Here is a 15,942-nt window from a genome sequence, read left to right on the forward strand (position 1 = left end):
CCGGTGGTGGAGGCGGTGGTGGCGGGTAATCGCAGCCCGATCCTGCGGTGAATGGAATTTTCAAGAGGGACACGATGGATACGCCAAGCACGCCCGCGCTACCGGAAAGCGACACGTCCAACGAGGCGCTGCAAGAAACGATCAAGGCCATGGCGGCATTGATCGCAACGATGCAAGTAAGGGAGCAAAGCCTGCAAGACCAGATCTCCCGACAACTGCAGGTGCTCAATGGCGCGGTCGGCAACGCCGACCGGAGCGTCAATCGCGTGGTGGAGAACGCGCTGCCGCGGCTGACGCAATTGACGCAACAGGCACTCTCGGTGGCACTGGACCCGGCCGCCGAGCGATTCGATCGCACGCTGACCGCTGCGAACCAGACGCTGCAGCAAGCCACCCAGCGCTATGCGCAAGCGCAGCAATCCCTCGAAGCCACGGCCATGCGCCGCATGTGGATGGGGTCCATTGCTATGCTGGGGGCGGCCGTCATGGGATTGTGCGGCGTGGGGTACGTGCTCTACAGCGCCAAGTCGACCCTGGCCGAGGCCGAACAGCGCCGGGCCGAAATTTCGTACCTTGATCGCGTCGCACGGGCCGACTTGGTACCCTGCGGTGAAGACAGGCTCTGTGCCGACTTCGAAAAGAAGGGACTGCGCTACGGGGACCATGGCCAATATCGGGTCATCACTCTGCGCCAATCCAGTTCACGCTGACCACTGCACTGGTAATGCTGCTACACACATCGCCCGGGAAGCTTGTCAACCGCTCCCAAGCGCGGACCACGTACCGTGGTCATGCCTGAACCGCAGACGGACATTCCCCAGCAGGGGAAAAGGAACAGTGTGATGGAGATGAAAGCAAAGACCCTGGCATTAGTCGTCGCCGCAGGGGCGGCCCTGTCCCTCCAGGCCCATGCGCAATCGTGCTGCCCCTCGGGCGGGCATGGCGTACCGGCAGCCACGGGGCTGGGTGAAAGCGCTCCCCGCGCGACCAACCTTGCCACCGATTCGGCATGGCGGATCTACGAGTTCCAACGCGATGGCGTGAACTATCTGCAGATCAACGACGCCACCGGCGTGGTCCGGGCCGCGGTCGGGCGCATCAACGAGACGTTGTGGGTCCTTCCCATGGGCAAGGACGTGGCCCGCGTGTCGCTGTCGGCCACGCCTGCCGCACCGGGGCGCGTGGTCTACCAGACCGGGGATTTCGTGGTCTGGTTGCGATCGGATGCGAAGGGCGATGCCTGGGTGGTCACTTCGCGAGATTGATCCCGACGCCCACACGCTCGGAGACGAGAAAGCTCAAGGCCAACGCATGGCGGCGCCGGCAGGTGCCGCCATGCGTTTTGAGCCGGACCGACAGTTCCCGATCGGACTCGGGATGTTCGCGGCGCACCGCGTTGAGCACGGACGCATCGGCGGTGATGCGCACGACGATCCCTTGCATGCCCCGCACCCGCCATACCCGGGCCTGGATCAGGTGGGTTCGCGCAACGGGTAACGTTTCCACGGCGTTGAGCACGCAACGATAGGCCACCAGCTGCAGTCCCAGCGAAAGCTGTCGGGGATCGCCTCGCATCCGCCAGCGGAATTCCGTGTTGCACAGGTTGGCGAAGCTGACCGAACGCAGGGTGTGATACAGGCCATGCGTCTCGATGCCAAGCGGATAGAGCGCCGTGACGTACTCATCGAGCAGTTGAGCCTGGATCACCCCGGTGCGCGTCATCTGCATCGCCGCCGAGTGGTGTCCCTGGGAGCGCAGGTACTCCACAACATCCCTGCGCATCCGATTGATCTGCACCGTGAGATCGGTGTAGTCGACCACCCGCTTGCGCAGGGTGCGCTCAGCGGACAGATAGCCGGCCTGTGCGAACTCCAGCGCCTGCTCCCGCACGCGCCCGAAATCGCGCACTTGCCTGTAGGCAGCAGAGAGGCGCGAGCCGAACGCAAACAGGCCGGTGGCGGTGACCGCGAGCAGAATCTGCACCGCGAAAGCCTGTGGGTCGTGCATGCCGACTTCGACGGCCTTGGGCAGCGACAGGGCCACTGCGACGTTCGCCAGTACCACGCCCAGTGCCGCACCGCGCCATCCATGGCGCAGAGTGAGCGCGATGGCGGGCACAACCAGCAACACCCTAAGCAACTGCCGCAGCACGGTGTCGCCAATGAGGGTGATAGCGACGAACAGAAGCGCCACCACCGCGACGGAAGCCAGGCCTTCATGCAGCAGATGGGACGGCCGGCGCAAGGCTTCGTCGCGGCGCAGCCAAAGGAGCGCCGGCAGGACGAACATCAATGTGCCCAGGTAGTCGCCCAGCCAGTACCGGATCAGCGTGTCGATCGGCGCCGGCCCTGACGGGCCACCCAGCGCGGCATTGAGCGCCATGTTGCACAGCGTGCTCCATAAGGCGGTCACCAGCGCGAGTGGTAGCAGCCAGTGGTCCTTGCGCGTCAAATCGGGAATATGAAAGCGTGCCGTGACGGGAAGCAGCGAGACCGCGGGCATCAAGAGGAACGGGCTCAGGTATGCCCAGGTGGTGCTGGTACCCCAGTCATCAACCCTCGGCACGCGCAGCACCAGCAGGGCCGCGGCGTCACCCGCCAACAACCAGGGCCATCGCCGCGCGGGCAAGAACAGCAGGCTGGCAACGCGCAATCCCGCCGGCAGGTACCACTGATCCACGGAGCATCGCCAAGCCAGCAGGAACGCGGCGCAGTAGCCCACGCTCAGCAAGGCGCCTTTGGCAATGTCTTTTACAGCGGCCATTCGACCATCCGTGGCGTGTCAGAGCCACTGTACAAGCCGCGCGCGCTGCAGCAGTAGACATTTGGCAGTTACCCAAGGCGATCCGGTGGATCCTGGCTTGCAGGAGGTGGCCTCCACGGAACCAGAGCGGTTCACTAGACTCTTGGATATGTTCTTGCGGAAGCTGGCTGAGGCTTACATCGCTCCATTGGTTCTCAGCGTGTCTACAGAATAGGATTGGGGACTGGTCGCCACCTTGAGCCTCCATGGCACAATTGATTCGGAGATGGGGCAGTCAGGGAATTGGCAGGGGGCGAAGCGAGTGACTACCGTAACCAGCGAAGTCGGTTCAGCTGAAAAATTTTCTTTTCCTACAAGTGCGTGGGTGCGCTTGCTGAGGAGTTATGGGCCAACTTCGAGCAATCTTACGATGTTCGATGAGTACGTCATTGGCGCGATCGGGCGAGCGAAAGTCCAACCGATCCGTCTTTCCACTCCGATGCTCGACGACATGATTCGGCATATTGAGTCGAAGGTGGAGGGCTCGCTCTTGATCGCCGGCACAGCGGGCGATGGCAAGACCTACCACTGCCGGGCACTGTGGAACCACATCGGCGGTGACCCCAAAGTCTGGGCGGGCAAAGAGAACGTGAAGGAACATCGCCTCGCCGATGGTCGCCTAGCGGTGTTCATCAAGGATCTTTCCGAATTCAATGGCCAGGAGAGCGACCTGCCGCTGCAGCGCCTCGAAAGGTCGGTTCTGGAAGGCAACGACTCCGAAGTCGTAATCCTGGCGGCCAACCATGGCCAACTGCTCGATCGCCTGCGCGACCTAGGTAAACGGCAGGATCGCATGCATCCGCTCCGCAAGCCCTTGCAGGAGAGCTTCCTGCAAGCAGGGGCCGCGCCCGACCGCTTGGCTGTATTCGATCTCAGCCGCTCCACCAGCCGCAAGACGCTCGACGAAGTCGCCAAGGCAGTTGCCGGACATCCCGAATGGGAAAACTGCTCTCGCTGCTCCTTGAGGGCAGGTGGGAATGTCTGCCCGATCGACGAGAACCGCCGCCGCCTTCTCGGAGAAGCCGATGGCGGGCAGCTCGCGCGCCGGCTCGGCGACTTGGTCGAGATCGCCAGACTCAATGGGCTACATCTTCCGGTGCGCGATCTGCTAGCACTGTGCTCCAACATGGTCCTCGGTTACGCAGATGCAAAGTTGGCAAAAGAGAACCTGATGACTTGCGCGGACGTGCCCAAGATCCAAGAGGGCAACCACATCGGCAAGGCCAGCATCTACGCCAACGCATTCGGGGCCAACCTGCCTAAGCGACGGGCTTCTGATCGCCCCGTATTCAAGGCTATGGCGAGTTTCGGTGTGGGTGAGGAGACGACCAACGCGGCCGATGGTTTGCTGGTCTACGGTAAGGACGATTCGCGGTTGCAGGCCGACTTCGCGCGTCTAGTAGCCGTTGACCCGATCTATGGCGCGACGGCGGACTTCCGCGCGGCTCAGGACGCCTACTTGGAAGGCTATGAAGGCGCGCGCTTGGATGGCGGCTCCGCTGAGTTCATGGAGATGCTTGAGGACCAGCGTCGCCGGCTCTACTTCAGCCTGCCTGAATCCGAGCCCGGCTACCCCCGCTGGTCAATGACGGCCTTTCGCTTCGCTGGCGAGTATCTGGACATCATTGAGTCACTCAAGGCCAAGAAGGCGGTGAACGACAACACTCGCGGGCGTATTGCGCGTGGCCTTAACCGGGTCATGACGGGCCTGCTCTTGGAGAACGTTGACCGCATCTTCATTGCCAGTTCCGGCGGATTCACGCAAAGCCGCGTGAGTGTGCTTTGCGATCATGAAACGCCATCGCGCAGGCAGGGTGGCGTAGGCATGGCCATCAAGTACAACGAGGAGTCTGGCCGCCTTCAGCTCGACGTATCGCTCTCGCCAAGCCCTGGCAACTCAGTCGCCTTCGACCTCACGCCTATCCGGCATGAGTTTCTCGCGCGGGTGGCCGAGGGCGCGCTGCCAGCAAGCTTTTCCAATGAGTGCCTTGAAGACCTTCTGGCCTTCAAGACCAAGCTGCTGCGCAAGGCCGAGATCGTCTGTAGGGCTGGCTTTGCCGGCGACGACGACGAAGTCGGCGGGGAAGCATCCGCATTGACGCTGAATTTCATCGACATCGAGCCGGGAGGCCGTGGGTTCGCCCGCCCCGTGACCGTGAGGACTCCGGCATGAACGAGATCCTCAAACGGCCTGAGATCAAAAGCGTCGATTTTTGCGTCGACGAGAACATCTGGGGGCACCGTCTCTACGACGAGCAACTCCCTCATTTGACGGTGCTCGAATTTCTCGGCGCACTGGGCTCGAACCTCGACAAGCCGCTTCGCCCCCAAGAGGGCCTTGGTGGTGCCGTCAAGTTCCAGCCGCAGCGCCAAATCCGTCTCCGCGGCCTGCTTTTCAACAACCCCTACGTTGAGTCCATCTCCGAAAGCGCACAACCGGATGAGGAGAAATGGCGGCAGTGGTTCGGGCGCTTTGCCCATGGGGCAACGGGCAACGGTGACGGCGTTGACGACATGGCATACCTACGCAATTCGTTCGCGAGCTTCGACGATTTCGCTAAGGCCGTGGAACTGCTGCGCTCCTCTTCCTTCGAGTCGCGCAGCAACAAGCGCTGGAGTTCAAAATTTGTCTTTCCCTTCGGCCCGGACGCCCTCTACGAGGACTTGGAGATCGACTCAAAGGGCAAAATGAGTAACGACCGGCGCTTCTTCGCGCGTACTGGCGAGCTGCTCTACCTGATGCTCACGCGGTCGAAGCGCGGCGCCGAACTGGGTGACTTGCTGGCTAAGCGCCTGTTCGACCGCGAAGCGCCGATGAACCGGCTCGCGCGAGCAATGCAAGGTACGTCACAGCGCGCGGATGAAGCCCGGCAGTCTGGCTATCTGCCTGAAGCCGCTAACCCGCGATTTGATCAAATTTGCAATGACTGGCTGTCGATTCTGGCGAGAGATATGCCGATCTATGACGCCTTGGAGCACCTGATCGTCATCTCGGGGCTCAACATGCTGCTCTACTTCCTTGAGCGGGCGAAGCGCGTAGCTGGCGACGATGATCCGGTCGAGATCATCTGCGAGATTGTTTCCAAAGAACGCACGAAGGTTCGCACACTTTCCGGCGACAGCTACCAGCTCAACCAAGGCCTTCCCGCCAAGGCGGTGCGCGCCCATGTCGAGTCGATCCGCATGGATGCCGGCTGGACCGAGGCCGCCTCCAGTGAGTTCTCGGAAGCTGAGCGGGTGAGGCTCATGCGCGAGCGCTTCCAGTGGCCATCAGCCGATGGGGGCGACGACGAGGACTACTCGGGCGAGAGTCCCGAAACCTTAGTCGAAAAGCTCACCGAGCTTGCCCTTGCGCGGCATCAGCAGCACGTCGGCAAGATTCACGCTTCCTGGTCGCGGGCGATTGGCCTCAGCTCCCGCCGCCTCTCGCGGCGCACCCGCTACGCCCCCAACGATAGGCTTTTAAAGTCGATCGTGGTGGCCATCGTCGACGACCCTATGCAGTTCGACGAGTTCCTGACTGAGGCTAAAAAGCGCTATGGCCTCATCCTCGGCGACGCCGAAGGCGCGCGCTTGGTCGACGCGAAACTCGTAGACCAAGAGGAACTCAGTGAGAACCGGGACAACCTTGAAGCTCGGCTTGTGGGATTGGGCCTGGTCCGCAGGCTCTCCGATTCCTGCTCGTTTGTCGAAAATCCATTCGCGAAGGAAGGGGCCGCATGCTGACCGACCGCATTATTGGCCGCGTCGGCGCGGACATCTTAGCCAAGCGGGTTTCCAATCCCGGCCAGTCCGGCGATTCTGCCGCGTTGTTCCGGCTCGACAAGCTCTCGTCCAGCCAGATTGCGGCTGTGGCGCGAGCGATCCTCGCTAATCCTGACCTGCTGGCTCGCGTGGATCTCATGATCCCCGAGGCCTTGGTTGATGCCCAAAGCCTGCCGCCTGAGATCCTCATTCCGCATAACGCCGGCTACGTCCGCAACAACGCTGCGACCGTCAAGGCTGCAATCCTGACTGCTAACGGCAACGAGCACAACTTGGCCGACACGCTCGGCCACGTCATGGCCATCGGCGCCAAGGAGATGCGTGCCGACCCTGAATCCTGGGTCGAGGCTGCCTTGCACACCGGTGGGCTCGCGCCGGTGCCGGATGACCGCTCGGTGTTCCATGCGGCCTTGGGCGGATTGCTCGCCTCCTCTGAGCTCTCACTCGTCCAGCTTGGCGAGTTCTGCTCCGAAATTGTCGAGGCCATGTCTATCCGCGGGCTTGCCATCCGTGATGCCCTGGGCTTTGCAATGCCGCGTGCCGGTTTGCCCCGCGACACAGGGTTCTTCTCCAATGCAAAGAGCTTCGGACCGCTTCGCAAGCCCTGGCAGAAGGCCTTCGCCAAGCTCTTCACGCAGCGCGCGCCGCTGTTAAAGAAACTTCGCCAGAACGGCCAGCCGCTGGATTCCGACGAGCTAATTGAGCGCATTGAGGCCAATGCGGCTGAGATCACGGATGCCGCGCGCCTAGCGCTTGTTGCTTTCGTCAACGCTCCCGCGGGAGATCAGGAGGTGTCTTCCGCTCTGGCTCAGTTCGAGTGGGAGGCCGACGGCGTCTACCTCGCCTTCGACAAGCCCAAGGAGAAACAATTCGGATTGGCTGACTCGACCATCCGCTTCCTCGACCACGATTGCGACCAAGAGAATTCGCTCGACCTCGAGGGCCGCCAGTTCTTGGAAGATTTGAAGTCGCGCGAGCGGCGCTCCGACTTTACCGAAGACGATGAGGAGTTCTTCATCAAGTACCGCCGGCTACTTGAGCAAGATGCCAAGCTATGCGCGCGCTGGGAGAAGGCTCTCTATGGCAAGCCCATCGAATGCAACGACTTTTTCGATGGTTTCGCGCGCGTAGTGAACAGCCTACATGCGGGGCTGCGCGAGACCGAAGGCGAGCGCATCTTGCGCTTCACCGTGACCAAGGGTCGCAAGGAGTGGCGTGAGCGCTTCAATTACGACGCCGGCAGCTACTTCTCGGCGATGTATCGTGGCTTGAAGGAGCTCATGGGTTCCAAGGCCGATTGGAAGGTTGAGCGTCTCGGAAATGCGAGCCTCCCCGATCCGCTTTTCGATTATGAGGCCTTCTTTGCCAAGGAGAAGGAGCTCCGCAGCGACAAGAAAAACAAGATGCGGCCGAATTCATCGCTCTCGCGCATGGCCTTGCAGATCAAGTTCGATGTGGCGCTAATCCAGTTCTTCAATGGCAAAGAGAATGTGCTCGCCAGGACCCAGCTCTTGTGGAGCTACAAACCCACCTCGATTGGCCTGTCGATGGTCGCAGATATGCGCCGCCTTTTGGAGAAGGGGGCGGCCGGTTGCACAGAAGTCCCGCGCCGCCTAGTAAGCAAGAAGGGTGGGGTGCAAAATGTCTCGCTGCTCGACACCGGCACGTTGGAGGCCACCTATTCCACCGACGCGGGTTCCTTGGTCCCAGCGGCCAGCAGGCTCCGCAGCCTGCGCCACGAGATAAAGGGCCGGATCAAGGACCTCGCGGAAGGCGGCTATCTAACTCCGCCGCAGCGCGACGAGGTCAAGGCATCCTGGGACAAGTTCGAGGAGGACTACATCAAGGCGATGGAGGACTTCGTCTCTATCGGCCTTCATGGCGAGGCCGTCATGCGCCAGGCGGAATCCTTCGGCGCCCTGATGGCGACCCTTATGTCCCAAGCGCGCGGCGACGTGTGCCGCTCGCGTCTGGTCTCCGAGATTCTTTCGGTAGGCACGGCCCGCGTGGCTGGCGACAACCCCGCGCTGATCATCCCGCCATGGCACCCGGAGCGCATGAAGGCGTTGGCAGTGAAGTCCCGACGTGTCGCCGGATTTGCCACCCACTTGCTCTCCAGCAGCAACATCCTCTATGGAGACCGCGAAATCTTCATGCGCGAGTTCTCCGACGAGATCGCCCATCCGTTCTATCCGGAGATCGCTGTCCTCAACCGGGCCGGCGCGCCGACGCTGGTGTCTGAGAGCAGCACGGTCAACGGCTATAGCCTCTTGGAATCGCCCACGCGGGGCAATCAGGATGCAATGACCGATGTGGACCCAGCTGCCGCTGCCAAGCAAGTACGAGAGCTCTTGGAGCGCTACGTTGGCTTGCAGCCTCATGAGGCATCGAACCTGAGCGTCGTACTTTACAACGCCGATGCGGCCGAGCTGCCGCTGGCTACCGTGCGGGAGCTCTCGTCGATTCAGGAGGACGGGAAGCTTCAATGCAGCGTGTCGGTGCGTCACTCGGATCCGGCAAAGCTGCGCAGCGTCTACGGTGAGCTGGTCAACAAGGCCGGAGAGGATCCGGACTTGCCCGTAGTCAGTGAGACCAGCGACAACTTCATCTCCAGGTTACGCATTGCGGTAACGCCTATCTCGGCCACGCCGAGCGAGAGCGCCCAGGGGTTCAAGGCCTTCGATGTAGCTTTCCTGCATGACGTGGTCTCGCGGGCGGCGCAGTCCGAATGGCTTTCTGTCACCTGGACGAACGATCGGCCGAATTTGGAGCACGCTCCCTCGCGCTGGTCCTACCGCAGCGTCTCGGGCGAGAATGAACTGAAATCCACTACCTTCTTGGCCTGCCCTTGGCAGACGGCCTCGGGCTGGGCCTATGTGTCCGCAGTGGCTGCCGTGTGCCGCCAGCTTGATGCATTGCCTGGCGAACGCTTCCTGCCAGCCCGGCGCATCTCGCTGCAAAGCCCCGCGCTGGCCAGCATGATCAAGGACGCCCATGACTTGGCCGAGTGGGTCGCCACTTATGACGAGCTGCTCGACAAACGCCAACTTCAGCACAACGACATCACCGTCGTCCGCTATCGCCGCGGCTCCACTAACGGCCGCAATATGATCGTAAGCTCGACCTCCGAACTGCGTCTGCTAGGCGTGCTAGTGCGCCGCCGCTTGGACGAGCTGAATTTGCAACTCGATGCTTCCGAGGTCCAGGCCGCCGCTGACAAGGCCAAGCGCGATGCGCTATCGGTCTCCGGCGATATCGTTTTGCGCGCAGCCAAGCGTGGCGTATCCGCAGGCGAAATGATCGGCCTGGTGCTTAGCCGCTATTTGCTCGCAGAGGAATTCAGAGCCGCCGCTGGCGGCGGGCAGATACTGACGGCGTACTTCCTGCTCGACGACTACGCAAGCTGGCTTTCGCAGCCAGAGAGCCGTATCGCCGACATCCTTGCGCTCAATGTCGAGGAACGGGAGGAGCGCGTTCGCGTAGTGATCTCAATCGTCGAATCCAAATACGTCGCCGCCGACAGCTTGGCAAAGGCGCGCCGCGACTCCAAGGACCAGCTCCTGACCACTCTCGGCATGTTCCGCGAGGCGCTTTTCGGCGATCCCGGCCGGCTCGACCGGGACGTGTGGTTAGCCCGCCTGGCCGATATGCTCATCGACGCCGACATCCCGCCAGGCATGACGGGCCTGATGGAGCGCGCGCGCTCGAAACTTCGTGAGGGCGATGTAGATATCTCGCTGCGGGGCTACTCCCACGTCTACGTTCACACCTCGGACGCCGGCTCGGTTTCCGCCTCCGACCAGGAGCTTTTGGAAGATTCCGACGGCGTGAAATCCTGGCAAGAGGTCTTCGATCGGTCCGATCTGCGAAAGCTCGCCGAGGCCTACGCTAAGGGCACCGGGGGACTCGGCGCCCGCGCTGCGCTGGGACCCCACCAGCCCTGGGATGGGCATGGCTTCAAAAGGCCTGCCCCGCGCGTGCCATGGCTCGCCGCCATAGGCCAGCTCGCTAGCGGGGTGGGCGTGCTGTTGGAAGAAGCTCCAGGGGAAGATGAAGCCGCCGCCGCGACTCCGGGCACTAGCCTGGCGCAAGAGCCTTCGCAGGCTGCGCAAATCCCCGCCAAAGCTGACACCGTACCGCCGGCTCCGGCCCCAAGCCCTGCGCTGGCCGGCAACCTTGGTGCCGCTTTCTCAAAGCTGGTTGCCTCCAAGTTCGCGGGTGGCGCGCAGTTCGACGCTGAGCGGGAGGAGTGGGCCCAGGAAGTCACCAAGAAGCTCAAAGCCGCGCTTAACAGTTACGGGCTACAAGCGGCCATTTTGGGGACGCGTCTGACCCCCAATGGTTGCTTGGTGCGCCTAGCTGGCTCCGACCGGCTGCGCGTCGAAGACATTGAGAACAAGCGCACCCAGCTTCTGACCACGCACGCGATCAATCTCGTCACTGTCCAGCCCAAGCCCGGCGAGATTGTGGTGACGGTCGCCGGCTCCAAACGCCAGTCCGTGTCGCTCTGGGAGCTGTGGTCTCGCCGCGAGCTCAACCGCAACGTCGCCGGCATCAATACGTCATTCCTCTTGGGCCTCCAAGAGATCAACGGCGCACTGCTGTATCTGAACCTTGGCTCGGAGTTTGGCGGGCTTTCGTCTCACGAGCCGCATTCGCTGGTGGCAGGTGCAACCGGTAGCGGCAAATCGGTGCTGATTCAGGCGCTAATCTTGGACATCGCTGCGACCAACTCAAGGGATCTAGCGCAACTCATTTTGATCGATCCCAAAATGGGGGTCGATTACGCACCTTTGGCTGACTTGCCGCATATGCGCGATGAGATAGTTACAACGAAGGAGAAGGCTAGCGAGGTACTCAAAGCGCTCGTTCAGGAGATGGAAGATCGCTATCGCGCGTTCGCGAAAGTCCGATCTCGGGATCTGCCGGCCTACAACTCTAAGGTTTCGTCCGAGGAGCGCATGCCTATGGTGTTCTTGATCCATGACGAGTTCGCTGACTGGATGCTCGACGATGCCTACAAGGCGGCAGTGGGAGCCGCGGTTCAGCGGCTCGGCGTGAAGGCCCGTGCGGCCGGTATCCACTTGATCTTCGCGGCCCAGCGCCCCGACAAGGACGTGATGCCGATGCAGCTTCGGGAAAACCTGGGCAATCGCCTCATATTGAAGGTATCCAGCGAAGCGACATCCAAGATTGCGCTTGATCGACCGGGCGCCGAGCTGTTGCTCGGTCGAGGACATCTGGCCGCCAAACTCAACGGTGAACAAGGGCTCGTGTTCGCGCAAGCGCCGTTCCTTTCGGATCAGGAGATTGAGGCTGCGGTGGCAGCTATAGCCGCGGACAAAGAGGGCGCCGAATGAAGATCGAGGAAGCGACTGACACGATCGCTAAGTTCTTCAATGACCTGATAGGTGCGTGGGTGCCTGGATCCGTCTTGGCGGTTGGTCTGACGCTCATGCACCTTGGCCCAGCTCAACTCAAGTCAGTGTTCAAGCTCGGCGACTCTACCGCTGCGGCCCTAACGTTCGCTGGAGTCCTTTTCGCTGGCGGGCATGCTTTGCTTGCCCTTCATGAACAGGCTTTTAAGAGGCTGCTGGCCAGGGTCAAGATCGCAAAGGTGTTTGACGAAGCAGGAGCGAAGAAGCGCCAGTCTTACGAATGGTTCGCCGAGCTGGTCAAGACTCAGCAGACTGGCTCCAGTGCGAAAGATTGGGACTACAACGACTTGCGAAGTGTGGCCTTCTCCGTTTCCACTGAGGCCTCGTCTATGGGTCGCAGGTTTATGTTTATTTCACTGTTGTGCAATGGCGTTGGTACTGCGCTGGCGATCGTTGCCATCGACTTTGCAGCGTGTTCATTGCTCTCACCCAAGTTACTTTTCGCCTACGATCAAGCGGCGCCTTGGTGGGCGCAGACGCTCTTGCTTTTGGGCCTGGCGTTGGCGCTCTTCAAGCGCGGCGAGGTTTTCTACAGCCGCGCGATGGCGACTCCCTTTTCGATCGCGGTCGCGGAGCTGAAATTTAAGAAGGATGCCAATGCTGGCAAGACCACTCCCAACCCTTAGAAAGATCTATCTGGCAGGCGGCTTCAGATCGAATTGGCAGGCGGAGGTGACTTCTCGCCTGGCCGGATCATTTGAACTAATCGATCCGAGCTCCCACAACATCCAAGACCCTTCCGAATACACGCGATGGGACTTGGAGGCCGTTCGCAAATCCGATATCGTCTTGGCCAACATGGAGGCGTCTAACCCCGGCGGATATTCGCTCGCGCTGGAGGTCGGATTCGCGAACGCGCTAGGCAAACGAATCTTCATGGTCGACCAGATCGAGGATCCCACGGTGAGGCGCTACTTCGAGATGGTACGTCAGTGTTCGGAGCGTGTTTTTCTAAAACTAGGCGATGCTCTCGATCACCTCTTGTCGCTGGACTAAAAAGATTCACCTAGCTGCATCGCGTATTCCTTGAGGATGTCGCTCGGCAGTCCCCAGCGCCGCCACAAATAAGCGATAAGCCAGTGGTGCCCTCTTTGGGGGTGCCCACCAATGACTCCGAGACTGTTGCATGCGGCTGCAAGACGATAAAATTTAATAGGGGCAGTCTTTGCGTCTCGGGCATCACGCTCGAATTGTGCAATCGCCGCTTCGAGATTGAGCAGCGCCTTCAATGTGTGGACCGCGTCGCTGCCAAGTTCGTCCCACCAAACCTCGTCTATCGCGCATACAGACTCCTCCGCCCATGGAAGCAACTCCGTTCGCAACGATGTAGGAAAGGCCAGATTCTTCTCTTTGTTGCTGAAGCTGATCAGGATGATCATCCCGAACAGATTGCGAAGCGCGCTGGAACAGGCGCTAAGCTCGAAAGGATATCGGGCAAAACAGCCTTTGATCGCACCAGCAACATCGTCGATGCCAGCTTCGATGATCTCGTTGTTCGGCATGCTTGGCCAGTCGCTCTCAGCAGCGAACTCGAGGAGCAAGTGCCCAAATTCGCTGAGCGCATTGCCCAAGTATCCTCGCATGCCTATGGCATGGAACTGCTTCGCTGCTTCTGTGTAGTGAACGGCGGCATCTGACAAGTTTCCGAGATACGCCTCGCAGTTGCCGATTTGATGGTGGAGCTGCCCAGCATTGACTGCGATGCCTTGCCCTCGAACTAGTTCGAGTGATCTGCGATAAGCATTAGCCGCTGTGGCGAATTCGCGTCTCACAAGCAACGCCCCACCCAATAAGCCATAGGAGGACGAAAGGTCATTCTGAATGTCTTCTAGGTCTGCAATCTCGTCAGATGACTTCGAAGCGAATGAGAGTGCCTCATTGAAGTGTTCAATGGCGCTAAGGGCTTGCTCATGCACTACGTCGTTGTCGTCTCGAAGACTGCCCGTTATCGCACGACAAAGAGCCACATTGCCTAACGTCTCTGGGTCATCTGATCTGTGGCCGATTTCTTCCATCAGGGCCATCGCGGCGGTGACGTCGATGCGCTCTTGGCTTCTGTGGGCCAGGCCAACAGTCATCGTAAGCAGATTGCTGGCGCTTCGCGGCCTCTTATCGCGCAATGCAATTCGGGCTCCACGTAGCATCACCTGGCTGCCGACGTGGCCTAGGTGGATGACAAAAAAATATCGCATAAGTTCAGCGCAGATGCCCGAGGCCATTAGGCCGAGGCGCGGATCGTAGGGTTGCTTTTCTGCGAGGTCCAGCACCCTGAGCAAGTTAGGCAGTTCCTCTTCGAAGCGGCCAACCATGTTCGGAAGGCCTCCATTCTGCTCAGAGTGCGTCGAGATGACGGCCGCCATCACCGCAAAGCTTTTTGCTAGCTCCATGGTGATGCTTTTGGCCTCGTCAGGGCGTTCTTTACTCCATCGAGCGACTGCATAGCTCGCAATTGGCGACAACATGCGGACGCGCTCACGTGGTTCGCCGCGGTTCGTCCCCTCGATGAGGCCCCATCGCCAAGCGCCCGCAATTGCCGACCTTCCGTCGCCAACCCACTCTTGGCTATCTTCCAGCATCCGGCTGAATAGTCCGCCTGGTGCATTTGCTATCAGATACAGGAGCTTTCGCTCGTCCTCCGAAAGTGCGTCATATGCGAGAGAAAGGCACGCCCTAAGAGAGGTGCGCCGGTTTTGCGACGACCTCTTTTGAACTTCCAGTAGGTCGGCGCCACGCCGACGAATTTGGTCCAGCGCGATGGCGCTTGATCCAAAGTGGTTGATCAACATCGCTTCAAGGCGCAAGGTCAGAGGGTGGCCGTCTGCGAACGCGACGAGTTCCTGCCAGCTGCTCGCATCGGTTGGTGTGCCGGGGCGTAGGTAGTGGGAGAGAATCTGCTCGCCAGCTTCAACTTCAATTCCTGCTAGCCGCACGTAACTGTCCACTCGGGTTTGCGCCAAGTCCACCTGCGACGTGATGATGATCTGCGTTTCGATCAATTGTGTCTGCAGTTGCGTGATCCAATCGTCAACCGCGTCGATTTCCCGGGCTTGGATTTGTTCCAGTCCATCGATGACTAAGCATGCCTGCAGCTTGTCTAGGGCGGATTCCAGCGATCCACCACCTCCTTGCTGGGCGCTGCGAAGCGAAACCTCCAAAGCCGCCCTCATCGCCTCAATGCCGTCGTATCGTTCTGCCTCGACCCAGAGCACGGGCCGTTCCGTGTCGGTGGCTTGAAGCGCCCTTAGCACAAGTTGAGTCTTGCCTATGCCACCTGGCCCATGCACAAGAAGATATCGGTCGGTGCGCAGCGAGTCACGGATACGTTCCAGTTCCTCCGCGCGACCGACAAATACTGGATCAGGTGAGGGCGACGGAAAGTGATGTCTGAGCTTCAAGCGGCTCCGTAGGTTTCCTCTGAGTCGATCAATTCCTGATGCTTTGAGGCCTCTGAGCTCTTCCGTCGGAAGACTATGGTGCGCGTCATGCTCGTTATGGCATGCCGAGCAAATCCTAAGAAGATTGTGATGATGGTTGCATCGAGAGTCCGCCCAAGGATCGATGTGCGCCGTCTGCACTGCGACACCCGAACCACACCGCATGCAACACCCACCGCTTTCGGCGTGCAGATATGCAAGCACCTTTTGTGGCAAGTCGCGGCGCGCTTCGCCTGCCTCGGCCCACGGTTCCATTAGGTAGCGGTCGAATGCCTCGAGATCCGAAACAAGAAATCGAGTCGAGCCTTCGACTTCATGAGTCGGCAGTTGGCGACTGTCCCCTGGGCGCTTCTGAAAACTACGGCTCGTATAAAAGAACAATAGCTCAGGAGTAATTCCGAGATGCAGAGCCGCTTCCGCAGCAATCAGCCAATCTTTCGACAAAGGAAGCAAAGCTTCGGGGCCTGGCGAGGGAGTACCCATCTCGCTTCCGCTAGGAGGGG

General features: G+C 60.4%; 9 protein-coding genes. 7 read left to right on the forward strand and 2 right to left on the reverse strand.

The window, feature by feature from the left end:
- The first annotated feature begins 74 nt into the window (after nt 1–74).
- Complete coding sequence (locus tag ACP93_RS11385; RefSeq protein WP_048490809.1) at nt 75–710, forward strand: hypothetical protein; 636 nt, start codon at nt 75–77, stop codon at nt 708–710.
- A 132-nt stretch (nt 711–842) separates the two neighbouring features.
- The gene (locus ACP93_RS11390) at nt 843–1,265 is read left to right on the forward strand and encodes a hypothetical protein (protein WP_048490810.1); all 423 of its coding nucleotides are present in this window, start codon (nt 843–845) and stop codon (nt 1,263–1,265) included.
- Here ACP93_RS11390 and ACP93_RS11395 read toward each other — a convergent pair.
- Nucleotides 1,249–2,763 (reverse strand): MASE1 domain-containing protein, encoded by a 1,515-nt coding sequence (locus ACP93_RS11395; RefSeq protein WP_082143438.1) that lies wholly within the window; start codon nt 2,761–2,763, stop codon nt 1,249–1,251. The two genes, ACP93_RS11390 and ACP93_RS11395, sit on opposite strands and share 17 nt — an antisense overlap.
- Nucleotides 2,764–3,172: 409 nt before the next feature.
- Between ACP93_RS11395 and ACP93_RS11400 the strand changes: the two genes are divergently transcribed.
- Genes ACP93_RS11400 through ACP93_RS21155 form a run of 5 tightly spaced genes read left to right on the forward strand, consistent with a single transcriptional unit; the run spans nt 3,173 to nt 13,001 of the window.
- Complete coding sequence (locus ACP93_RS11400; RefSeq protein ID WP_048490811.1) at nt 3,173–4,975, forward strand: hypothetical protein; 1,803 nt, start codon at nt 3,173–3,175, stop codon at nt 4,973–4,975.
- The gene (locus ACP93_RS11405) at nt 4,972–6,528 is read left to right on the forward strand and encodes a hypothetical protein (protein ID WP_048490812.1); all 1,557 of its coding nucleotides are present in this window, start codon (nt 4,972–4,974) and stop codon (nt 6,526–6,528) included. Before ACP93_RS11400 ends, ACP93_RS11405 begins: the two co-directional genes overlap by 4 nt.
- Complete coding sequence (locus ACP93_RS11410; protein ID WP_048490813.1) at nt 6,522–11,927, forward strand: FtsK/SpoIIIE domain-containing protein; 5,406 nt, start codon at nt 6,522–6,524, stop codon at nt 11,925–11,927. Before ACP93_RS11405 ends, ACP93_RS11410 begins: the two co-directional genes overlap by 7 nt.
- Nucleotides 11,924–12,631 carry a hypothetical protein gene (locus ACP93_RS11415; RefSeq protein WP_048490814.1) on the forward strand — a complete coding sequence of 236 codons (708 nt, stop codon included), beginning with the start codon at nt 11,924–11,926 and terminating at the stop codon, nt 12,629–12,631. The genes ACP93_RS11410 and ACP93_RS11415 overlap by 4 nt, the downstream gene beginning before the upstream one ends.
- Complete coding sequence (locus ACP93_RS21155) at nt 12,603–13,001, forward strand: nucleoside 2-deoxyribosyltransferase domain-containing protein (protein WP_157862433.1); 399 nt, start codon at nt 12,603–12,605, stop codon at nt 12,999–13,001. The genes ACP93_RS11415 and ACP93_RS21155 overlap by 29 nt, the downstream gene beginning before the upstream one ends.
- Here ACP93_RS21155 and ACP93_RS11425 read toward each other — a convergent pair.
- Nucleotides 12,998–15,922 (reverse strand): hypothetical protein, encoded by a 2,925-nt coding sequence (locus ACP93_RS11425; RefSeq protein ID WP_131721619.1) that lies wholly within the window; start codon nt 15,920–15,922, stop codon nt 12,998–13,000. The two genes, ACP93_RS21155 and ACP93_RS11425, sit on opposite strands and share 4 nt — an antisense overlap.
- Nucleotides 15,923–15,942: the final 20 nt, after the last annotated feature.

It is taken from the genome of Xanthomonas sp. NCPPB 1128 (genome assembly GCF_001043115.1).
Classification (GTDB): Bacteria; Pseudomonadota; Gammaproteobacteria; order Xanthomonadales; family Xanthomonadaceae; genus Xanthomonas_A.